The 22,248-nt window shown below is 51.6% G+C and carries 23 protein-coding genes; 15 read left to right on the top strand and 8 right to left on the bottom strand.

Going from position 1 to position 22,248, the window contains the following annotated elements; all coding sequences use genetic code 11:
• On the top strand, positions 1 to 731 hold a 731-nt coding region (locus tag HPY52_08100; protein ID NPV80224.1), incomplete at its 5' end, for an SIS domain-containing protein.
• 167 nt (positions 732 to 898) lie between these two features.
• Here HPY52_08100 and HPY52_08105 read toward each other — a convergent pair.
• The 3 genes from HPY52_08105 to HPY52_08115 all read right to left on the bottom strand — a co-directional run bounded on the left by HPY52_08105 (position 899) and on the right by HPY52_08115 (position 6,135).
• Positions 899 to 2,836 carry an MBL fold metallo-hydrolase gene (locus tag HPY52_08105; GenBank protein ID NPV80225.1) on the bottom strand — a complete coding sequence of 646 codons (1,938 nt, stop codon included), beginning with the start codon at positions 2,834 to 2,836 and terminating at the stop codon, positions 899 to 901.
• Between the two features lie 21 nt (positions 2,837 to 2,857).
• A complete protein-coding gene (locus tag HPY52_08110; GenBank protein NPV80226.1) occupies positions 2,858 to 4,483 on the bottom strand; it encodes a dihydroxy-acid dehydratase in 1,626 nt (541 codons plus the stop codon).
• 146 nt (positions 4,484 to 4,629) lie between these two features.
• Positions 4,630 to 6,135 (bottom strand): gluconokinase, encoded by a 1,506-nt coding sequence (locus tag HPY52_08115; protein NPV80227.1) that lies wholly within the window; start codon positions 6,133 to 6,135, stop codon positions 4,630 to 4,632.
• Positions 6,136 to 7,091: 956 nt separating this feature from the next.
• Here HPY52_08115 and HPY52_08120 point away from each other — a divergent pair.
• The 8 genes from HPY52_08120 to HPY52_08155 all read left to right on the top strand — a co-directional run bounded on the left by HPY52_08120 (position 7,092) and on the right by HPY52_08155 (position 13,709).
• Complete coding sequence (locus HPY52_08120) at positions 7,092 to 8,015, top strand: slipin family protein (protein NPV80228.1); 924 nt, start codon at positions 7,092 to 7,094, stop codon at positions 8,013 to 8,015.
• A 356-nt stretch (positions 8,016 to 8,371) separates the two neighbouring features.
• Entirely contained in the window at positions 8,372 to 9,145 is a 774-nt protein-coding gene (locus tag HPY52_08125) for a DeoR/GlpR transcriptional regulator (protein ID NPV80229.1), read from the top strand.
• A gap of 23 nt (positions 9,146 to 9,168) precedes the next feature.
• A complete protein-coding gene (locus HPY52_08130; GenBank protein ID NPV80230.1) occupies positions 9,169 to 10,197 on the top strand; it encodes a hypothetical protein in 1,029 nt (342 codons plus the stop codon).
• A 4-nt stretch (positions 10,198 to 10,201) separates the two neighbouring features.
• Positions 10,202 to 10,885, top strand: a complete 684-nt coding sequence (locus HPY52_08135; protein NPV80231.1) for an N-acetylmannosamine-6-phosphate 2-epimerase — start codon at positions 10,202 to 10,204, stop codon at positions 10,883 to 10,885.
• A gap of 85 nt (positions 10,886 to 10,970) precedes the next feature.
• Positions 10,971 to 11,702: a sugar isomerase domain-containing protein gene (locus HPY52_08140; GenBank protein NPV80232.1), complete on the top strand. Its 732-nt coding sequence runs from the start codon at positions 10,971 to 10,973 to the stop codon at positions 11,700 to 11,702.
• Positions 11,703 to 12,008: 306 nt separating this feature from the next.
• On the top strand, positions 12,009 to 13,118 hold the full coding sequence (locus tag HPY52_08145; protein ID NPV80233.1) for a DUF4855 domain-containing protein: 1,110 nt from the start codon (positions 12,009 to 12,011) through the stop codon (positions 13,116 to 13,118).
• A 45-nt stretch (positions 13,119 to 13,163) separates the two neighbouring features.
• The gene (locus HPY52_08150) at positions 13,164 to 13,430 is read left to right on the top strand and encodes a sugar ABC transporter permease (GenBank protein ID NPV80234.1); all 267 of its coding nucleotides are present in this window, start codon (positions 13,164 to 13,166) and stop codon (positions 13,428 to 13,430) included.
• Between the two features lie 81 nt (positions 13,431 to 13,511).
• Entirely contained in the window at positions 13,512 to 13,709 is a 198-nt protein-coding gene (locus HPY52_08155; protein NPV80235.1) for a hypothetical protein, read from the top strand.
• A gap of 47 nt (positions 13,710 to 13,756) precedes the next feature.
• Here HPY52_08155 and HPY52_08160 read toward each other — a convergent pair whose 3' ends face one another.
• From HPY52_08160 to HPY52_08170, 3 genes are read right to left on the bottom strand one after another with little or no spacing between them, the layout of a single operon-like run.
• Complete coding sequence (locus HPY52_08160) at positions 13,757 to 14,677, bottom strand: nucleoside hydrolase (protein NPV80236.1); 921 nt, start codon at positions 14,675 to 14,677, stop codon at positions 13,757 to 13,759.
• A gap of 24 nt (positions 14,678 to 14,701) precedes the next feature.
• Positions 14,702 to 15,151 (bottom strand): VOC family protein, encoded by a 450-nt coding sequence (locus HPY52_08165; protein NPV80237.1) that lies wholly within the window; start codon positions 15,149 to 15,151, stop codon positions 14,702 to 14,704.
• A gap of 57 nt (positions 15,152 to 15,208) precedes the next feature.
• Entirely contained in the window at positions 15,209 to 15,397 is a 189-nt protein-coding gene (locus HPY52_08170) for a hypothetical protein (GenBank protein ID NPV80238.1), read from the bottom strand.
• A gap of 360 nt (positions 15,398 to 15,757) precedes the next feature.
• Between HPY52_08170 and sfsA the strand changes: the two genes are divergently transcribed.
• The 4 genes from sfsA (at position 15,758) to HPY52_08190 (ending at position 19,472) form a co-directional block, all read left to right on the top strand.
• Complete coding sequence (gene sfsA, locus HPY52_08175; GenBank protein NPV80239.1) at positions 15,758 to 16,528, top strand: DNA/RNA nuclease SfsA; 771 nt, start codon at positions 15,758 to 15,760, stop codon at positions 16,526 to 16,528.
• Positions 16,529 to 16,592: 64 nt separating this feature from the next.
• On the top strand, positions 16,593 to 17,189 hold the full coding sequence (locus HPY52_08180; protein NPV80240.1) for a hypothetical protein: 597 nt from the start codon (positions 16,593 to 16,595) through the stop codon (positions 17,187 to 17,189).
• A 199-nt stretch (positions 17,190 to 17,388) separates the two neighbouring features.
• Entirely contained in the window at positions 17,389 to 18,405 is a 1,017-nt protein-coding gene (locus HPY52_08185; GenBank protein ID NPV80241.1) for an NAD(P)-dependent oxidoreductase, read from the top strand.
• A gap of 2 nt (positions 18,406 to 18,407) precedes the next feature.
• Positions 18,408 to 19,472 carry a dihydrodipicolinate synthase family protein gene (locus tag HPY52_08190; GenBank protein ID NPV80242.1) on the top strand — a complete coding sequence of 355 codons (1,065 nt, stop codon included), beginning with the start codon at positions 18,408 to 18,410 and terminating at the stop codon, positions 19,470 to 19,472.
• A gap of 63 nt (positions 19,473 to 19,535) precedes the next feature.
• On the opposite strand, the gene HPY52_08195 is transcribed toward HPY52_08190, so the two are convergent.
• Positions 19,536 to 20,009: a DUF134 domain-containing protein gene (locus tag HPY52_08195; protein NPV80243.1), complete on the bottom strand. Its 474-nt coding sequence runs from the start codon at positions 20,007 to 20,009 to the stop codon at positions 19,536 to 19,538.
• Positions 20,010 to 20,673: 664 nt separating this feature from the next.
• Between HPY52_08195 and HPY52_08200 the strand changes: the two genes are divergently transcribed.
• Positions 20,674 to 20,940 (top strand): extracellular solute-binding protein, encoded by a 267-nt coding sequence (locus HPY52_08200; GenBank protein NPV80244.1) that lies wholly within the window; start codon positions 20,674 to 20,676, stop codon positions 20,938 to 20,940.
• 110 nt (positions 20,941 to 21,050) lie between these two features.
• Positions 21,051 to 21,233 (top strand): hypothetical protein, encoded by a 183-nt coding sequence (locus HPY52_08205; GenBank protein ID NPV80245.1) that lies wholly within the window; start codon positions 21,051 to 21,053, stop codon positions 21,231 to 21,233.
• Between the two features lie 9 nt (positions 21,234 to 21,242).
• Here HPY52_08205 and HPY52_08210 read toward each other — a convergent pair whose 3' ends face one another.
• Positions 21,243 to 21,842, bottom strand: coding sequence for an isoprenylcysteine carboxylmethyltransferase family protein (locus HPY52_08210; protein ID NPV80246.1), 600 nt, complete (start codon positions 21,840 to 21,842; stop codon positions 21,243 to 21,245).
• Positions 21,843 to 22,248: the final 406 nt, after the last annotated feature.

The raw sequence follows: 22,248 nt of genomic DNA on the forward strand, positions 1-22,248 counted from the left end.
CTGAGGTTATAAGACGTGCTCGCAGAGGCGGGGCGAGTACCGTAGCCATCACCAACAATATGGATTCGCTGTTGGCCCGCGAGGCGGAATTCACCATTGATTGTCACGCTGGCGTTGAGAAGAGTGTGGCCGCCACAAAGACATATCTGACCGAGCTTGCGGCCATCTATCTATTGTCCTTTTCCCTGGCAGGGAGAGACGACCTTCTTGGGGAACTAAGGTCTGCCATAGCCCAAAGCAAACAAGCTCTCGAGGTCGAACCTTATGTTGCATCTATTGCTCCACGCTACAGGTATATGGATCACTGTGTCATACTTGGCCGGGGATTCAACTACTGCACTGTGTTGGAGGCCAGTCTGAAACTCAAAGAAACCTGCTATGTGGTCGCTGAACCGTACTCTTCGGCGGATTTTCTCCACGGACCCATAGCCTTGATAGAGCCAGGCTTTCCCGCTTTTTTGATAGCGCCTCCCGGCAAGACATATCCGGGGATGGTTGGCTTGCACGAAAAGCTCATAGAACGCGGAGCGGAGACGGTTGTAATCAGTTCTGTTGATGACCTGGTGAAAAAGGCAACGATTCCTATAAGGCTGCCTGTTGAGGCGCCGGAGTACCTGACTCCTTTATTTTACATCGTGCCAATGCAGCTATTGAGCTATTACCTGGCAATCACGAAGGGTTTCGATCCGGACAAGCCGCGAGGGCTCAGGAAGGTCACGATGACCAGGTAGCGTAGCTGTGCGATGCCCGATGATCGGATTTTCAGTCAGATTTGAGCGCGGAGGCGGTGACAATCTCACCGGCCCTCGCGCAAAGATTGCAAAATCCCCCGACCCCTACCCCCGGTCGAGCGACCAACATCTTAGAAAATAGTCTAAAGTTATGCGAGATATACATCCTAATTGCAGTCGTCGTTGGAGTCCTCAAATCCGTGGGCTTCTTCCGTCCCCGGGGTGACTGCCGGATTGTCAGTCACAATTTCGGATACCTGAACACCTGGTGGATTGGCGGCAGCTTCGATCTTCAATTTGAGCGGAGACCGGCTGATGACCGTCCGCAGCGACTCTATGTCGGAGAACATCTCTGCTACCTTTGCTGGGTATATTATGGCTATGGAGCCATCCGGACGCCTTTCCACCGAGCCTGTTATCTTCTGCCTCTTGGTCCTTATTGGTTCGCGTCTCTCTGGAGGGCATTCCCCGTCCGGGGGAATTACGCCTTCCTTCTTTTCAAAATCGCTGTCTCCCTCGGGGATCTCATCGGATTTCTCCTGAGTGGTCATTGCCTTTGGCATTGATGTCAACCATGGAGGCAATGAAAGGGGATCGAAGATCTGAAGATTTAGGGGTTTCCATACTACCCGATCGCCCTTGATGGCCTCCATGAGGTTATCCCTGGCCTGTGGATCACCATGCACGAGCACTACGAAGGGGCTTGGAAACCGCGCGAGGAAATTCTGAAGGCCGCCATAGTCGGCATGCGCGCTCAGTTTATATTGCTCTACAGAGCATGCGATCCGGATTTCGCTTTCCCCAAGTTTCGTTGAATCTCCTGGTTTTAGGTCGAGGATATGCCCTCCGGGGCTTTCCTCATCCTGATACCCCACGAAAAAGATGGCCGAATCTTCCTCTTCAAGGATCCTCGCGGCATACATAGGAGACACGCCGCCGGTCAACATACCACTAGAGGCGATGATGATGGCCGGGCTTTTTTCCTCTATGATCTTCCTGCGTTCCTCGCTAGATGTGACCACCTTTACAGGGTCGCGAAAGAAAGGATTTTGCCGACTGTTTCGTATGAAATTTGAGAGTTTCGGCGGGAGGAATTCACTGAGCTGCATGAAAGCTTCGGTGACCGACCGGACGAGCCCATCAAGGTAAACTGGCACTGTGAGAGGGAGATCACCACTTACCATAGCTCCCAATATTATCAGAATTATCTCCTGGGCACGACCGAGGGCAAAAGATGGAATGAGAACTCTGCCTCCACGATTCAGCGCATCCTTTACCGCAAGGACGAATGCGCGTATTTCTTCCTTCCGTGATGGGAGAAGCACATTTCCGTAAGTGCTTTCTGTGATTACAAGGTCTACTGGGTGAGCGTCCGCGGGGAGCGCCGCGGGTCCGACTGTGTGCTGCGCGGTGATGGAAATATCACCGGTATAAAGGATGCTGTATGGCCCCAATTGAATCAAGTAATATGCGGCACCCAGAATATGCCCAGCAGGCTGAGCCGTGACCTTCGCAGGTCCCACTTCAATAGTTTCCCCGAAGCTCAGAGGCTCCACCATAGCAATGGATTCAATCGCGTCTAATACACTGAAAAGGGGAGCGCCTTGCTGTTCTGCCACCTTTGCCGCGTCCGCGAGCATCAGTTTAGACAATTCAATGGTGGGCCTATCAGCAAATATCCTAGCTCCAGGGAAGAGCTTCCGCGCAATGGGCAAGGCACCTACATGGTCGAGGTGGGCATGGGTGATGAGCACTAGATCTACCGGAGCATTGGCGGGCATCCCAAGAGCACCATTGGGCAGGGCATTTGAAATCTGCAATGCATCAGGTGGGGAATCGAGCCTGATGCTATCAGAACCCTGGGGAATGCTCCGATTTCCCGTTCCATCAGGCGACGGAGTTTCGGATATGAGCTCAGGAGATGGAGTCTCAGGCACGAGTAGTCTTCCGAAGCTCGGAAGGGAAGCTTCTCCGATCGCCTTTGTCCGGACACCGCAGTCAAGGAGTATGCCAAAACCTTTCTTGTCGTCCCGGAGCCCCAAGTAGTAGCACGAAGCGCCAACTTCAGACGCTCCGCCGAGCGCTTGAAATATGAGACCACTCAAGCCGTTCACCTCTTACGATTCTCAATACTTCCTTTCGGCGCGGTATTTCTCAAGGAAAGGTGGAAGACCTCGCCTTTCAAGGCGAACCCAATTTGACCTTCTTCTTTCAAGGATATCCGGCTGGACCTCCAGGTCAAGTCGCCGGTTTGGCATATCAATCAAGATAGTATCACCATCCTCCACCAGTGCTATTGGCCCTCCATCATACGCCTCAGGCCGAACATATCCGATTGAAAGGCCCGCAGTAGCCCCAGAGAACCTTCCATCAGTCACGACTGCCAGCCTGCTAAGCAGACTGGATTCCTCCGTGATGCGGTGCATCTCTCTCATGCCGGGCCCGCCTCTCATCCCCTCATAACGTATAACTAATACATCGCCCGGAGATACGATGTTTGATTCGACTGCCGCAGTACATTCTTCAAGAGAGTTGAAAACCCGCGCTTTCCCCGAGAAAGTCCTGAGTTCCTCAGGGGTGGCCGACACTTTAGCGAGGGCGCCGTCTGGAGCAAGACTTCCTTTGAGGACGGCAATTCCACCTTCAGAACTCACCGGCGATGAGGCAGGGTGTATGATGTTCTTACCCAGAATTCGAGCGTTGGAAACGGCCTGGCCCAAATGCCGCCCGTCAACAGTGGGCTGAGACAATTCGAGGAGGTCGCCGAGCTCAGCCATTATTGCAGGCACACCTCCCGCACGGTAAAGATCTGTCGCACTATATGGCCCATTGGGAGTGACCTCCGTGAGAAGAGGTGTATCCCGGCTTATTCTGTCGAAATCATCCCAGGTGATTTCGATCCCCGCCTCCTTTGCGACATCAGGAAGATGAAGGATCCAGTTTAGTGAACCACCGATGGCCATGAGCACCCTTATGGCATTATAGAATGCATTCTTGGTCAGGATCTTGGATGGCGTTAATCCTTCATTTATGATACCTATAATTCGCTTGCCCGCCTCTTCTGCTGCCTGAAAGCGCAGGTTCGTGCCATTAGGAATGAGAGATGTACCAATCGGCATGATCCCCAAGGCTTCGCATATTATAAGGCCAGTAATGGCAGTTCCAAGGAATGGACACACACCTGGGGTAAAATAGAAACCAAGGCTCTCCTGCACGAATGTCCTTTCATCCATTTGCCCTTGAAGGAATTGTTTTCTAATATTCTTGCGATGGGCCGCATCGGTGCTAGACTGCATCGGCCCCGAGGTCACGAAAATTGAAGGGAGATTGAGCCTTGCGGCAGCCATCAACATCCCTGGTATTATCTTATCACAAGCCGTAATGAAGACGAGCCCATCGAAGATCCTGTGAGAGTTCACCATAGCCTCTATGGAATCAGCAATGAGGTCACGGCTGGGAAGGGGATATCGCATGCCTGCGTGCCCCTGGGTTATTCCATCGCAGATTGCTATAGTATTGAATTCGAGCGGAACCCCACCTGCGAGTCGTACACCCGCCTTGACTCGATCCGCGACTTCCCTGAGCGGAAGATGTCCTGGAACGATCTCATTCCAGCTATTTACGATTCCCACCAGGGGTCGTGACATATCATCGTAAGGTATGCCCAGAGACGCCAGATGAACTTTGATCAGTGCCTTAGAATAGTCAGATGCCTCAGGAATGTCTCTCATTGCATTCGCAGCGGCCGCCAATTTGGAGCAGCGGCCTCCGCTGCAGTCTCCCTTCGCTCACCTTGCATTCAGAGCCATGTCATCATGCAATTACTGTTAGATGCGCCAAACATGGTTAGCCCATATTTTGATTTTTGGCTTGGCAATCTATAACGAACAATTAAACCTCAGCCGACGAATTCCGGTCCGAGATGTTCATATATCCTCTTATACTGATCATATATCTCCATATATAACTCATGGAATTCACGCCTTGGTTCGATTACAGACTTCACGGGTATCATTTCTTTCACCTGATCAATTGTCCGAATATGACCCGTAGAGATCATGCCAAGGATAGCTGCGCCTGCGGTTGTTGCTTCCGTCACGGACGGTAAAGAAAGAGGGCATCCAAAGATATCCGCGGCTATCTGGAGCCATTCACGCGACCTGGCAAACCCACCTGAAGCCCTTATTTCCCGGGGTGATCCGCAATGCTCTTGTAAGGCTTCAAATACGCCATATAACTGGAATATTACGCCTTCCATCGCAGCCCTGACCAAATGCCTATAAGTGTGAGTGAGATTTAGTCCGAAAAGGACCCCTTTAGATCGGGCATTCCAGTTGGGGCATCTTTCCCCAGCCAGAAAGGTCAGAAATATGAGGCCTTCACTTCCAGGGGGGACCTCGGATGCGCATCTCGAGAGAGCAGCATAAGGGTCCTCACCATTTCTTCTAGCATCCTCGACAATGGAAAGTCCAGCGTTATCGCGGATCCATCTCAGCACATTACCGGCATTGTTGGTGGCGCCTCCTGGTACCCATATATTGTCATGAAGATAGTAACACCATGTCCTGGCCTTTGGATCCAATTTCGGGGTTGTGGCGAAAGTCCTTATCGCCCCGCTGGTTCCTACAGATGCTGCGAACTGATCTGGTTTCACCGCCCCTGAGCCGAGGTTGGATAAGGTGCCGTCCGAAGCCCCGATAACGATGGGGGTGTCCTTTAAAAAATCCATTCCAGATGCCTTCTCTGGCTTCACCCCATGTACCTGATGGGTGGTAGGCGCAAGGATAGGGAGTCGATCTTCGTCGATTCCCGCAAGACTAAGCGCCTCTTGATCCCATGTGAGAGTATGGATATTCAGCAGCCCGCTGCCTGCGCCTATTGAAAGGTCGGAAATAAGATGTCCGGTCAGTCGGAAGATTATGTAATCCTTGAGCGAACATATCTTCCAGGCCGAATCAAAGATCTCACTCCGTGTTTCCTTGAGCCAAAGGATCTTGGCAGGCAGATAAAGGGCATGAATGGGGCACCCGGTACGTTTATATATTTCCATTGGATCGACTCTACGTCTGAGAGCGGCCGCTTGCTCCGCGCTCCTCAAATCCGCCCATGTTATAGCGTTCGTCAGAGCCTGTCCATCTCTATCAAGAGCCAAAAAGCCATGCATCACGCCTGCGAAGGAGATCGCCTCGATCTTTTCCCGGGAAATACCACTCTGATTCAAGCATTCTGCAAGGGTAGACGAAACTGCCTCTACGACAATTTCGGGGTCCTGTTCCGCTCCCCCGTCGGCAGATACCATGAGCGGATACTCCCTTGAATGGATCGTGATGAGGTGTAGATTTTCATCAAATACAGCTGCCCTGCAACTGGAAGTGCCAGCATCGATTCCGACAAAATAGCTCATCAATCGACCCTCCATGACCGCTTCTTATTGGCGCCGTCAGGATCAAAAGAGACGCTATCAACGAAGCCGATCTCTTCGTCATTACCGAGCCAGAACCCTGCAGCCCCTTGGGTAATGCCTGGCCGGCGCCCTTAAACTTATGGTTCATGGCCTCCTTATCTAAGTTAATTCCTTCGCTATCTCCCGGCAAGAGTCCTGCAAATCTCCTGGATAACGCCTTTCCAGGACCTTCACACTGCGGTCCATCATGGTGGCTACGCGACGAAATCTTGAAATTTGGGCACATAATGTCTAAATGAGTTTTGTGTGAAGATGGCGAGGGTTTCGGCAGCCCCCCCTCAGAAGTGGCGAAATGGTCGCCAGGCTGGGTCGATTTTGGGAGATCCTGGGTAGGTCTTACCTACAGGTGGCTGAAATCTCGTCAGGTTTCGTTGAGAGGTGGCGGCAATGCCGCCAGTCTTCGCCCCCGGGTGGTGAAATCCTCGCCATCTCGTATCCAGATTGGAAGATTTAAGGAGGTGATTATCCAGTATAATACAGTTTATGGTATATATTGGGTCAAGGTGGCGATATTTCGATCAGACTGGGGGCAAGGCTGACGATATTCTAGTCAAGATGATGGCGAGGCTGGCGATGATTTTGTCAGGCTGCGTTCAAGGGCGACGCAATATTCGTCACCCCCTGTGACAGTCTCGTTGTACCAAGGCATCAGCATGGTGTGGGGAAATATGTTACCAACAAATTCATCTTCTGGTTCAATAAGAAGTCATGTGTCCCCCAGATCAGATACTAAATTTGGCATTACACCATGATATTGATATGCTATACTCAAAAGGATCCTGATCCATAGACCAAATCAGAAAGGAGTGAAAGCCTGGCTATAGAGAGGCTGGAAGGTGCCAGCTGGCGCAGTTTGCCGGAAAACATCAGGCGTCTCTAACCAGGCGACAGACAAAATGCCAGCAGAACTATTCACGTTGTTTTCAGTAATCCGGTGGCTTGTGGTTGTATGGTGGGTATTATGGATCGGCCTCGCGTTCTATACTCGCGCCATGACGGTCTTTGCTTTTCTATTGGGCACGGGTCTCATTTGGACCTTCTTTAGCCTGCAGCTTGTTTATAGTCCTGCGTTTGTTTTATACATGCTGATTCCGCTCATATTCCTGCCAAGCATGGTCAGGATAATCACAGAGTATCAGAGAGGCGTGCTATTCAGGTTTGGACGGCAGGTCGGCGTATTAAAGCCTGGCGTGAATGTGATCTTTCCCTTCGGAATCGATCAGGTAAGGAAAATCGACCTTCGCACATTTACCATCGATGTACCCAAGCAAGAGATCATCACTAAAGATAATGTACCGGTCATGGTAGATGCAGTCGTGTATTTCAATGTTTTCGATCCAGTCCTGGCAGTTGTCAAGGTGGCGGAATATGTGAGCAGCACCACCTTGCTCGGCCAGACCATTCTACGTTCGGTTTTGGGGCAACATGAACTTGACGATATGCTGTCAAAGCGTGCTGAATTAAATGAGACGCTTCGGAAGCTCCTCGATGAAGCAACCGATCCATGGGGTGTCAAGGTATCCGCAGTTGAGATCAAGGCGGTCGAACTCCCCGAGACGATGAAACGCGCAATGGCCAAACAGGCTGAGGCGGAAAGGGAGCGCCGGGCTAAGATCATCGCGGCTGATGGCGAATATCAGGCATCAGAGAAATTGGCTGCAGCGGCACATATAATGTCAGCAGAACCATCGGCCTTGCAGCTCCGCTATTTGCAAACGTTGGCTGAGATCGCCGTCGAACGTAACTCAACCATTCTCTTCCCGCTGCCTATGGAAGTGCTCAGGATATTCGAACGCAATAAGGGTGATAAGGTGGAGTAATCGATGATGTCTCCATGGCGATACCATCTGATGAAGTCGGCGAGTAGGTGCAAGCATTTTGCATTTCTAGATGGACAGTCTCTCTGACAATTGATTGCCGGGGATCTTGAGGAAGTTCTGGGACCTCGGGGGGGAATTAGGGGAGCGGTTTAGTTGGGAGGGGTGTCAAAAGGCTCTTTTCCTCAGCCGACGCCCCCTCTTAACCCGATCAAGAGCTCTGTATTTCGAAGATCATCCCCCATTTAAATGAACTTCATAAGCAGGAAAAAGAAAAGTTTTGGTGTATATCGGTGTATAAATATATTTATAACGAAAACTGTATTCAATATCATATTTCGTTCGGGATGGTGTGGCCCTTGATCTCCACTGAAAGGCATCTCAAGATTCTCGAGATAATCTCAAAGAACGGGTTTGTGGAAGTGAGTTCACTTGCAGAGGCATTAGGAGTCTCTGCTCCTACAATCCGCAAGGATCTTACTCAACTCGAGGCAGAGGGAAAGCTCATTAGAATACACGGTGGAGCGAAGTTGCCAGATCGCCATACGAATTATGAGCTCTCATTTGGCACCAGGGAAGATCTATTGAGGGGCATCAAAGCAGAGATCGGCAAAAAGATTGCAGAGATCATTCAGGATGGCGATACTCTTTTTTTTGACGCCAGCACGACAGTATGGAGTGCTCTGCCATATCTAGAGAGAAAGAAAGATCTCACCATTGTGAGTAATGTAGCTGGCCAAATCTTGGTGGAGATAAGCCGGTATCAAGATATCTCCTTCATTTCAAGCGGGGGAGCGCTCAGACATTCAATTTCGACCTTTACAGGACCCATTGCGGAGGAGACCATTAGGAAATTGTATGTAGACAAGGCATTCATTTCGCCGCCAGGTTTGTCTCTTGCTAAGGGGTTGACTGACTCGCATTTGCTGGAGGCGCAGGTCAGAGCTGCAATGATCTCGTCCGCGCGCCGGGTTTATCTGTGCGTAGACCATAGCAAGTTCAATTTTGAGCGTTTTGTATCCATAGCGCCACTGCGCGAAATAGATTATGTGATAACGGATTCCCCAGTTTTGCCAGAATACGAGAGATTCTTCGATGAAAATGGCATCGAGGTCATCCTAGTAAATGCATGAAACCAAAGGATGAGTGAGGCAAAGTGGTACAATCATTTGTAATAGGAATGGATGGGGGGCAGACGTCAACCATTGCCGCTGTCGCCGATTTAGGTGGTAACATCCTTGGTGTTGGCCGGGGAGGTCCGGCAAATCATATCAAGGAACCGGGCGGGGTGGAGCGATTGAGGAGAACTCTAGAGAGTTGCCGGGTTCAGCTGGGACTGGGAGATTTCCCGGGAAATATCGAGCCCCTTGAGGCCGGGTATTTTGCCATGACTGGCGCCAGCGACGCTGTCGGAGCGCTGGTACGTGAGGTATTCAATGCGAAGCGTCTTGTTGTCGAGGGCGATATCTGGGCTGCCTGTACAGGCGCATCCCTCGATGATCCGTCTATTGTAGTGCTGGCCGGCACAGGCACTGTCGCCCGTGGGTTAGATAAAGATGGGCAGGAACTTATCATTGGCGGCTGGGGATATCTGGGGGATGAGGCAGGGGGTTACGATATCGGCCGGCGCGCGGCCATCGCCTGTTGCCGGGCCCGTGATGGGCGTGGCGAAAAGACTATCCTTGAGGAATTGATCCTCGAGGCGACAGGCACAAAAAGCATAAGAGATTTCCTATGGCGAATTTACTCCGGGGCTATCGCCCGCCATGAGCTTTCGCGGCTATCCAATTTGGTAGCCAGAGCCGCTCGGGAAGGTGATCTTGTAGCGCAAGAACTACTGATAGAAGCCGGTGAAGATCTGGCGGCCTATGCTCTGGCTGTCCAGCGTAAGTTGGGGATAGAAAGTTTTCAAAATGGCGCCGTCCTGCCCATTTTCTACACAGGAGGGGTCTTTAAGGCGGGCCCCTGGCTGGTGGACTCGTTTGTTAGGGCTATACGACATGAATTCCCGAAGGCGGAGATAAGCCCTGCCATTTTTCCACCTGTCATTGGGGCGGTCATACGGGCATTGAGATTGGCTGGAGTCGCCATTACATCAGATGTAATCGAAGCTTTGAGGCAGAGCGCTTCGATTATCAATATCGAGAAGATCCAGGAAGGAATGACGAAAAGTGAGCAGAGTTAAGGACATCGTTGAGAAAATCCGGGGTGGCCTGATCGTCTCATGTCAGGCTGGTCCTGATAGCCCTTTGCATGGCCCTACCTTTATGGCGGCTATGGCCCAATGCGCCAAGATTGGCGGCGCTGTTGGAATCCGGGCCAATGGCCCTGAGGATGTTGCTGCCATCAAAAGGGTGGTAGACCTACCACTCTTTGATTGTCATAAAAGGAAGTATGATGGGTCGGATGTCTATATCATGCCAACAAGACGCGAGGCTGAGGCTAGCGCAAATGCTGGGGCCGATGTCATCGTCATGGATGCGACACCGCGACAGAGGCCCAATGGAGAAACCCTTGAATCATTGATCAAATTCGTCCATGATGAATTAGGTTTGCCAGTCATGGCGGATATCTCTACCTGCGAGGAAGGAATCCGCGCATATGAGCTGGGCGTTGACTTTGTGGCCACCACTTTGAGCGGGTATACCAGCTATTCACGCCCCGCATCCGGACCCGACATAGACCTCGTCCAAGAGCTTGCGTCCAGCTTGCCAGTCCCAATCATAGCGGAGGGACGTTATGTTACCCCCGCCCTGGCAAGGAAGGCGATAGAAGCTGGGGCCATCGCTGTCGTAGTGGGAACAGCCATCACGGCGCCGACTGTTATCACAAAATGGTTTGTGGCGGAGATAAAGCAGGGGAGCGCACATTGAGGGGAAAGAGCGGGCTGATCTTAGCGGAACGCTGGTGATGGATGTTTTGACCCTCAGAATGACACGAATCGGAGGTTAGGAACTCATGAGTGTTGATAGATATTTTGATGCAATAAGCGAGTTGGTCAATAAGATCAGGCAATCACAGAAACAATCCATTGGAAATGTGGCCAAGAAACTCGCTAATATCGTTGAGCAGCGGCATGTGATTCATATTTATGATAGTGGTCACATGCTATCGAGTGAGCTCATCGGCCGGGCAGGAGGGTTGATGTTGCTCACTCCGCTGCGATTTCAATTCACCGTAGATAACCCGGCGGTTCAGAGAGAAAAGAATGTAACATCCTCGCAAAGGCTACTAGGGCTCGCCCCGCTTGTGCTGGACTATTCCTGCGTAAAGGAAGGCGACGCGCTGATCATCGGGTCTGTCTCCGGCAGGCAGATATTCCCCATAGAGCTCGCCATAGAGGCCAAAAGGCGGGGAATCTATACAGTAGGACTTACCTCGCTTTCCTATTCGAGCAGGCTTTCATCAAATCATCCCTCAGGGAAGAGGTTATTTGAGGCAGTAGATGATGTCCTTGACAATTGCGCCCCCTTCGGAGACGCTCTTCTCGCCATTGATGGGCTCAGTGGCCCGATGTGTCCAGCTTCTGGAATCGGAGCCGCCTGCGTGGCGTGGGCCTTGTGCGCCGCCCTGACCGAGGAGCTGATAAGCCGCGGGCTCACCCCGCATGTGTATAAAAGCATCAACATGGACGGCGGTGAGGAGGCAAACCAGAGAGAGCTCGAGGAATACAAAAAGCTTGGCTATTGATCCTCCGGCCAATTCTCTTTGCGTCAATAATTTCTCTAGTCACATGAGTATAGATAGCATTTCGGAAGCGAGCCCGAGGATCCACAGATCGAGGGCCGCCAACGCCGGCATTGAGAGAATGTCACTATTCTTGCCGGCGGATGGCGGCCTCCTTGTATTTTGCTGGTCTGAAAATATCTTCCAGATCATGCTATATTAATAGCGGGAAAATGAAAGATTTTGTCGTATAAATATAGTGATAGCGAAAAATATCCTTTACTTTAGTTTTCCATTTCATATATCCGGATTCCAATATTGAAAGGCTAGGTGGACCATATGGGATATTTCCCCCAGAACGCAGAGGGATTCAATGGAATGCGGCATGTGATGCTGACGGGCGGTAGCCGTAGCCAGCCGCTGACAGAGAGAGAGCTAATCTACCAACTCGCGCATCTTAATAGCTCAGATGAGCCCGACGATTGGTTCTTTGACACTTTGCAGATCGGTATACGGCCTTACTCCGGGAATTCTATCGGCGCAGACTGGAATAGAGGGACGACCATGTCAGGCGAAGGTGATTTCTACGCGATTCCTTGTCCGAACCCATCTACCAAGGCAGATTGGGATGAGATTCTCGAGACTCTGTTCCAGCCAGGCATTTTCCTTGATGCCATGGATAAGACAATTGAACGCCTCAAGTCCAAGCTTCCTGTGCGCCAGTATAAGCATAACGTCATCATAAGCATGCCCTATCCCGGAATCAACCAGGCTCGCTTCGGTCGCCTTGAACCAAATGGCAAGATTCTCAATTTCTCTGTGCTCGGCCAGAATCTCATGCGCGCCACATTGGACCGGCTTGAAGCCGCTGAGTGGTTCGTTGATGAAGCCATCAGGCGTTTTGAAGCAGCTGCTTATAAGAACATCCATCTCCTGGGATTCTACTGGGTCTTTGAGACCGTATATCGAGGCTGGGACGTGGACGATCACTATTTACTCAAGGAATTACACCGGCATGTCAATGGGAAAGGGTATAAGATGTTTTGGATCCCGTTCTGGGCAAGCTACAATGTCCACTTGCTGGATGATTATCAGAACTACTATTTTGACTGCGCCTGGCTCCAGCCGAATTATATGTTTTACAAGGCCATCAAAGGCGTAAGAGAGGGCGCTGAAGCGGCCAGAGCACGCAATGCAGGATTTGAGTTGGAATATTACTTTGAGCTGGACGAACCAATTGCCGTTGGCGCCGAAAGACACAAGAGGTTCCGTGATTATCTAAATGGCGGCGTTGACTATGGTTATATGCATGGATCGTGTGCCTATTTCATCGGGGGAGGTGGCATCCAGAGGCTCTATCATAATGATGATCCGGTGGAACGGGAGTTTTATGAGGACATTTATCATTTCGTGAAAGGTGATTATCAGAGAAAGGGCTAGTCGGAGGGTGCGACAATTCGGCCCAAAGGGAAAGGAGTTCTTACGATGCCCCTTTTAAAGCCTTCTATAGTCATCTGCTCAACGCTATCAGCTATGGGGGCATTACGCGTATTCGACGAGGTATTTGTCATGACGAAAGGCGGGCCCATGAATAAGACTCTTGTTGCAGGGCTTTATATCTACCAACAGGCCTTCGAGAATTATCGATTTGGGTACGCGGCGGCTATAAGCCTGATTCTGGGCGTGGTTGTCCTGATCTTTACAGTCGCCAACTTCCGCGTTATGTCGAAAGGAGGCTTGAGGTACTATTGAATCACTTAGCTGCGGGGCGTAGATCTCAATGGTATCCCATGCTAAGGCGGACGGTATGGTATATCCTCTTGGGGGACATTTTTGTGGCCTTTAGTAGTACTACAGGACCCGGACAAATATCCGATGGCCGCGGGGCTGCAATACCTGCAGGGGATGTTCTCGTTTAATTTCCGTTACATTGCGGCTGGTGGCGTCATTTCCATCATTCCTGTTATTGTCATGTTCCTTGCGCTTCAGAGATATTTTATAGGGGGGTTGCAGGGGGCGCTCAAAGGCTAAGAGACAGCATCGCTCGAGGCCCCCGAGACCGGTCAGCCAGGGCTGTCTCAGGTAGATGAGTCGCTGTTCTGGCATACCCGGCTCATGAGTATATTCAAAAATTCGTTGCTATTCACATCTGAGGCTACCCTGATCCTAGATTCTACATCGGGAATGGCCAGGGTCTGTCCGGTAGTATGCTTACCCTGAGTTTCCACGAGAACCTTGCAGCTCAATGTCTTGATCAGGTCTGGAGATATGCAGGTGGCAACTGCTAATGGGTCATGCATTGGGCTGCTATTTGTTCCGATAAATTCCCACCATTTTTCAATCATTCGCCCCAGGGCATCTGTCAAAGGTGTATTCGTTTCCTTTATACGCTGCAGATGTGTGCTGTTGATCTTTACTTTCACAGTCACATCAAGGCCAACCATGGTAATTGGAATTCCAGATTCAAACACAACAGCTGCGGCCTCAGGATCACATTTGATGTTATGCTCGATTGGCGGAAGGAGCGGGGCGTTATCAAAGATCCTGGCGACCCCTCCCATCATGACGATGCCAGCCGCGTTTTCGATAAGCCTGGGTTCTTTGATTATCGCCGCGGCGATATTGGTTAGAGGGCCGATGGGAACCAGTGTGATTTCCCCGGGATTAGCCATGATTTGCGAAATTATGAGATCAACAGCATGAATATCCGATGGCATCAGTGCCTGGTCTTCCTCTGTCAGGAGCCCAACCCCTTCATGACCTGCCCACCAAACCTCCCGGTTCCTCAACAAGGGACGGCTTATCCCGCTCGCGACAGGTATATTCTCTACACCCGCAAGGCGCATAAGTTTCAGCGCCATTCGTGAACGTAGATCCACATCCCCATAAACAGTGGTCACTGCCTCCAGCTTCAATTCCGGGGACCGTAGGGCCAGAGTCAGTGCCATAGCATCATCTACATCTGTCCCAATATCTGTATCAAGGATGATTCGTCTCATCTTTACCCTGGTTTTAGCCAGGTCTCACCCCCTCGCATATTTAGACTGGAGAGAATCAGGCATGATCTGCATGAGCTCGATCCGATTTCCATCCGGGTCGGTGATCCAAAACTGGAAGTTTCCATCCTTCCCATAGATTGGCTCTCCCTGGACAGGAAGGCCCTTTTGCTTGAGTTCGGCGATTGTCTTGTTGATATCATCTACATGTAGGCAAAGATGGACAAAGCCCTGAGTCTGGCCAGCGCTTGCATTGACATCATTGGCGTCGGGATGACCTGTCCCGCTATTTGCTTCTGCCGGCGGAAAGAGCTCGATGAAAGTGAAGTTGCCTGCAGAAAGATAAATGAGCATGAGTCTTCCGTCATCATGTGTAAGGCGGAAGGCCTCCTGGAGTCCCAGTATCCTTGTATAAAAATCTAGTGAACGTTCCAAGTTTCTCGTCCTGATGGCTATGTGGCCGACTGAATTTATCATGGCAGTCCCTGGCCGGGAATCGTGACCATCATCCATTAATTCCGTGCTGCTGCTACGTTACTGCGATTTTACTTTGTTGTCGTGCTGCTGCGCCGTGACAATCAACACATTCCCCGCCAAGCCTTCGCCTCCTTTCGGTATATTCTGTGAGTAGAGCTTTCGCCATATCTGAGGACGTTCCTTCCTGTCAACTAGATTTTCCGCGTCATGCCATGTATGAGACGTGGGACAGGCAGCTAGTTCCATATCTAGCAGCTGGCTCTATGTCTAGAATATGGCTGGATGGCCAGCTCGCTGGGGCCTATGATGGCAAAGGAGCTCTGATAAGACCCTGTGCCTCTCGATCTGCGGGATCTTCATTCTCGAGGAAGGAGGTGGTATACTCATCTTATAGATTGCCAATCTCTGATTCAAAAGGTGAACTGGCCATGGGCGGCATATTTTCCAGTCGCATTATGAGGTGGCGGCGTCATCTTTCACCCCTGGCTTTAGAGATCTGCGGTTGAGGTGAATTGAATGGATGGCAGGGGCATTGCCTCCTCTTTTTCAGATATAGCCTTTCAGCCTGGTTCCTGTTCCCGCGATGGGGATGGGATGCATCAATCTGTGAAAATTAAGACTGATTCGATGATGAAGGGGATCTTCATTCGCGAAGGCACTCTTCTCAAAGGAATTTTCATCTCACGTCCGAATCGCTTCCTGGCTACAGTGAGACTAGAACGTGAAATGTTGGGTGATAGGGTATCGGGCGATCTTGAAGTCAATGCCCATGTAGCCGACCCTGGCCGCTTGGAGGAGCTCCTCGTGCCAGGGCGGAGGGTGCATCTTGCTCCTTCGGATCCCTCCCATAGTTCTACCCGCCGTAAGACAGCATATGATCTCGTTCTTGTGGACTATGATGGTATTCTTGTTTCGGTTGATTCTCGCGTTCCGAATGAAATTGTATTTTCGGCTCTGCAGAAGAAGTCTCTAGATGGGCTTAGGGGCTACAGCAGCATAATTCGGGAGGCCAAATATGGCGAGAGTCGTCTGGATTTTCGGCTGTCTTGTCCTGGCCAGAAGGATTGTCTCATTGAAGTTAAATCTGTAACGCTCGTCCAGGACGGCCGGGCTCTTTTTCCTGATGCTCCTACAATCCGGGGCGCGCGTCATATGAAGGAATTAATGAAGGCAAGGGGCGAGGGCATAAGGGCCCTTGTGTTATTCATAATTCAGCGAAATGATGCCAGGGAGTTTTCTCCGAATGACGGAACCGACCCGGTGTTTGGAATGGTGTTGCGTGATGCCTTTAAGGCGGGCGTAGAGGTATGGGCATATACATGCGAAGTAACCCATCATGCTATTCAGCTTTATCGCAGGATCCCTGTCGTCCTCTGAGCACTAACATTTAAACCGGAAGGCAATTTTCTGGGCAGCTGCATCTCATGGGAGGGAAAGGGTCGTGCTACAGATGCTAATGGCGACGAGGAACCATGCGAAATATCTGCTCTTCGCCCCGATCTTCAGGCGTTACGGTTTCGAGGTCATAACGCTCCGAGATATAGGGAAGATCGGGGATGCCATCGAGGAGAGCGGAGCCACCCCTAGAGAAAACGCCCTCGCTAAGGCCAGGAGGTATCATTCAGCCCGTTACCCATGGGTATTTGCTGACGATGCAGGGTTAGAGATCGATGCTTTGGATGGCGAACCTGGCGTCGAGGCCCGGCGTTGGAACGGCAGGTTCACTGACGATGTTGATGATGAAACTTGGCTTAATTATCTAATGGGCAGGATGAAAGGAATACCGCTGGAGAGAAGGACAGCGCGATTTGTCGCGTCGTGGGTGATAATTGCGCCAGATGGCTCCGAGCATATACGGGATATCATCTACCCTTTCATTATCGCCACAGAGCGAATACGGCCTATCTCACCAGGTTCCCCGATTTCAGCAGTGAGACTGGGGCCTGAGGATGATATCGGGGCCAGAGGTCGGGACCTCCAACGCGAGTGGGAAGCATGGGGCATCCTCCCCAGGCTTCTGGAAAGGTTCTCTGGTTAGGGAGACTTAAGGTTCTCCAAATCTCAGCAGTATGATGAGCCGGACTTACAGGTGCTTACGTTGGGAGCAATTTCCGCTGGGGCTAGAGTGAAGCTTGGACTCAGCCCATTTGTAAAACAGGAGAAGCAGGGGGTCTCCCTAAGAGGATAGAGGCGGCGGCCAAAGGCTGAGATACAGAAAGGGGTAAAAGCAAATGGAGATCCGCAGCATTGAGGAACTTGACGCAAAACTTACCGAGCCTCCCGACGAACTCGTCTCTGATATCGCGGGGCTCGATGGAGACATTATAATACTGGGCGCCGGGGGGAAGATGGGGGTGACCCTGGCCCGTCTTGCTAGAAATGCCGTCGAAAGAGCAGGCGTCGGGAAGCGAATAATCGCAGTATCCCGTTTTTCGTCGGGGGAGGCGAGACAAGAGCTCGAGGCACATGGCGTAGAGACCATAGCGGCTGACCTGCTGGATGATAGCCAGCTGCACGGCCTTCCCGAGATCCGCAATGTGATCTATATGATCGGGCAGAAGTTCGGCACATCCGGCAGAGAGTATATGACCTGGGCGATGAATGCCTACCTGCCGGGCAGGGTTGCTGAGAAATATAGGCATTCGCGAATAGTTTCTTTTTCAACGGGAAATGTCTACCCCCTCACCCCTGTCAGACTAGGTGGGGCGTCGGAAGAACATCCCACAGGCCCTATCGGTGAATATGCGCAGTCCTGTCTTGGACGAGAACGTGTCTTTGAGTATTTCTCTCATAAATATGGAACCCCGATGCTTTTCTTTCGCCTGAATTACGCCATCGACCTTCGCTACGGGGTTTTGCTGGATATAGCTCGCGCAGTCAAGGAATGTCGGCCGGTGGACCTACGCATGGGGCATGTGAACGTGATATGGCAGGGCGATGCCAACACAATGGCTTTGCGATCGCTGAATCTATGCTCCTCGCCTCCCAGCGTGCTCAATATAACTGGCCCGGAGACCGTCTCCGTGCGCTGGGTGGCGGAGCAATTTGCCGAACGCTTCCGTGTTGAGCCACGCTTCGCAAATGAGGAGGCTGAGACGGCGCTTTTGAGCAATGCTTCACGAGCGCATCAGCTCTTCGGGTATCCGAAGGTTTCCTTGAGGCAAATGATTGAATGGATTGCGGCCTGGGTTGAGGCAGGAATGCCGACCTTCGATAAGCCGACTCATTTTCAAGAAAGGGGAGGGCGGTTTTAGCCATGGGTTATTTGCGCGAACTGTCTCCATCCATAAAGGAGCTATTGTACGAGGGTACCGTCATCGTAGCCCATCCGCTGGCGCTCGATGCGCAGCGGCAGCTGGATAGGCGCCGCCAAAGGGCGCTTACTCGTTATTACATGGACGCAGGCGCAGGAGGGATTGCGGTAGGGGTCCACACAACTCAATTTGCCATTCGGGAGAAGGGTCTCTATGAGCCAGTCCTTCGCCTAGCAGCTGAGGCAGCTGATGAATGGAATCCTGGTCGCCCGTTCATAAAGGTAGCCGGTGTGATAGGGCCTACAGATCAAGCCCTCGCCGAGGCAAAGTTGGCCGCGAGTCTGGGTTACGACCTTGCACTGGTGAGCAATGGCGGGCTCGGCAGCTGGAGTGATGAGGCGCTCGTGGAACGGATGGAACGAATCGCCCGGATCATACCCGTATTCGGGTTCTATTTACAGCCTGCGGTGGGCGGTAGGCAGCTTGGCTATAGCTTCTGGCGCAAAGTAGCGGATATCCCGGGAGTGGTGGCGATCAAAGTTGCGCCATTCAATCGCTATCAGACCCTAGATGTCGTGCGCGCCGTCTGTGCCTCTGAGCGCAGAGACGAGATCGCTCTCTATACGGGTAATGACGACAACCTACTGGTCGACCTCTTGACACCCTATCGTTTTACCGTTGGCGGGCGGGTTGTGGAAAAGCATTTCGTGGGGGGGTTGCTGGGACACTGGGCTTTCTGGACCCGCCAGGCGGTGGCTCTGCTCGAAGAAGTCAAGCGCGCGCGAAGGCAGGAGGGCTCAATACCAGCATATCTGTTAGCTCGCGCGGCAGAAATCACTGACGCCAACAGCGCAGTCTTCGATGCCGCTCACCAATTCAGGGGGTGCATCCCTGGTATCCACGAGGTATTGCGACGTCAGGGGCTTCTCGAAGGTCGCTGGTGCCTGGATCCAGACGAAGAGCTTTCCGAGGGGCAGGCCGCTGAGATTGATCGCGTGTGCCGCGCATATCCCCATTTGACTGATGATGAATTTGTGCGGTCACACCTTCGAGAATGGCTGAGCTGAAGAGGGTAGGGCCCGTCTGCGCCGAAAATGGGTTTGCACGTTCGTAGGCCAGGGATTGCGGGCCTAACGGCCCCCATGGCGCCCATGACGACCCCAGGGCATGTTCCCGAATCCGCGTCCGCCCTGGTCGATGCGATGGACATCCTGCGCATCGCATTTGGGGCATGTCATATCTATGCCGCGTTCCCCTGTTCCAAATGGTACTTGAAACTCGTGACCGCATGCCCTACATTTGAAGTGTCTCACAGCCAGACGGTAATTTCCGCCCTCCACCCGGAGCGCCTTGCCTTCGACCAGCGCTGTGGCGACCTTTTCCCTTGCGAGACTAAGGACGCGTTGAAATGTGGGCCTTGAAACCTGCATGCGCTCTGCACAGTCTTCCTGTTCAAGGCCCTCAAGATCCTTGAGTCTAATGGCTTCAAGTTCTTCAACAGATAGAATGATCTCCTCCAGATCCCTTGTAGGGACTCCGGCAGGCTTGAATACCGTCACTTCAGGGAGAAATTCGACGCGTCTGAATTTCGGCGGTCTGGGCATTCTATCAACTCCTATATATAGATAGCCAAATTAACACTCTGGCCAGGCAATATCCTGGGCGCCGGGAATGTCGGAGCAGTTCCCCATGCCGCTACGGAAGCATCAGCAGAAGGCTTAAAACCCCCGGGGCGGGCGCCGCTATTTTCAGGGTAGCCCCCCATGCCGCCGGGGCGGCACCAACGAAAAATGAAAATGGCGCTCCGCTATTTTCAAACTAGCGCATTAGCGCGATAACGACATCAGCCCGGCAGCACGCTGCCTGAACTCTGGACTCTAGATTCAATTATCTATAACCCTACTATATGATTTCCATGAACGAATGTCAAAATCTCCGGCCCTGGCGGGCGTATGATTTTTTTGAGATCCAGAAGACGGATTCACTGGTAACATATTCTTTCATGCTGTGCTGGTGACTTAGTGCGACCAAGACTGTCACAGGGGGTGACGAATATCGCGCCACCCTTGAACGCAGCCTGACGAAATCATCGCCAGCCTCGCCATCATCTTGATTAGAATATCGTCAGCCTTGCGCCCAGCCTGATCGAAATATCGTCACCTTGATCCAATATATACCAGTATTATGCTGGATAATTGTCTCTTTGAATCTTCCAATTTAGCCCTGAGGTGGCCATGATTTCGCCATTTCTGAGGGGATGCTGCCGAGATTTTCGCCATCTTCGGGTGGAGGCGTGATGGGAAGTTATATGCCATTCCATTGAATGTACAGCCTGTGGCAATGTACTATAATGCGACTGAATTGAAGAAATCCGGTCTTGAAAGGCCGAGGGCTGGATGGACATGGGACGATCTTAGACAGTATGCTCAGAAGCTGACCCGCCGTAATGACAGTACAATCACCACTTGGGGACTCACGGCAGAGGTGTGGGACGGCTTTTATATGCGTTCTTCTGGGAGAATAGTGGACATATAGCCAGCCTCAATCCCATTGTTTCTGGCGAGGTGGTCGATTGCGCCTCTGGTGAGGCATACAATCGTGCTCCCCATGGGCCAGGCTGTTTCGAGATAGGGTGTATGGGCGAAATGAATAACTCTGTTTGTCGGTCCGCCAGCGGCGCGTCTATCAGGGCGCGAGAGGTCTGGCCTGCGGAGGGGGAGATATCCGTAGTATCTGGCAAATCCGCATGGATTTCAGGCCAGCGGGACGTGCTTGAGCTGCAGCTTGATGCGGGTGATTTGAGGATCTTTGAGATCTTGAGAGGTTGAGAGGCTGATTTATTCCGAATAGCCTGTACCTTCGGATGAACCATTATTCCAATGGCGGGAGAGAATTTCCCATAGGATGTATATTCCCCCGGATATGGCGATCCCGAGCGGAGATGCATACCCCGCCCGCATGGCAAAATATGCCGCGGGGATAGCCAGGAGCAGGATCGTATGAAGCTCTGTCAGGATCGCGACCCTCCAAGAGAAGTTCCCCTTTGCAGGCAAGCGCGGGCGAATCCTCGGGAAATACCGTGGCACCTTGGCGCGATATTGCCGGTAATCATTCCCGAATTTCCTTTGCAAGAAGGATTCTTCTGAGGGGATGATGAATATCTCGTAAGTCAGGATGACTAGGATGGCCGCTATTATATAAGATGGCCACCAGCCTGACATTACGCAAAAGCCTAGAGCTATGAGGCTATTAGCCAGGTATAGCGGGTTACGCACATAAGCATAGGGGCCTCCGGTTACAAGCGTGGGAGTATTGGCTTTGCGGTCCACTCTATGATGCTTGATGTATCCCGCTGCCCAGAAGCGAATTGAGATGCCAAGCAGCACAATTACGATTCCAATGACAAATATGGATTTATTAGTTTTGGTGAAGATCATGGCAGCTATTAGCAGGGGAATGGGAATTGCGCCTCTCAGGTGAAATACGATGTTCCGGATCCTTTCTATCAGCAGGTTCACCCTTTCTCAACGATTTCTTTTAGTATTTGGAACATGAATGCCGTCTTATAGCATGGATCGAGAGAACTTATGTCTCTGGGCGGCAATACGTGATGGGATCCCTGCAGAACGTTGCGTGATGTCCATAAGAGGGGAACCTTGTATGCCACAATCGTTACAGACGCCCAAGCTCACCTTGCCTCTTGAAGCCTATATCAGTAAAATGTATAATTGGATTGTTATGGAACTCATATTTGCGGCGGTTTTTTCTTCTACGGGTTAGGGGGTCTGGCGTTTCAATTAGTTATCCTATGCATAGGCACGGAAGCTCATGATGCGCAAGTCG

This window comes from Bacillota bacterium (genome assembly GCA_013178415.1).
In the GTDB taxonomy this organism is placed as follows: Bacteria; Bacillota; SHA-98; order Ch115; family Ch115; genus Ch115.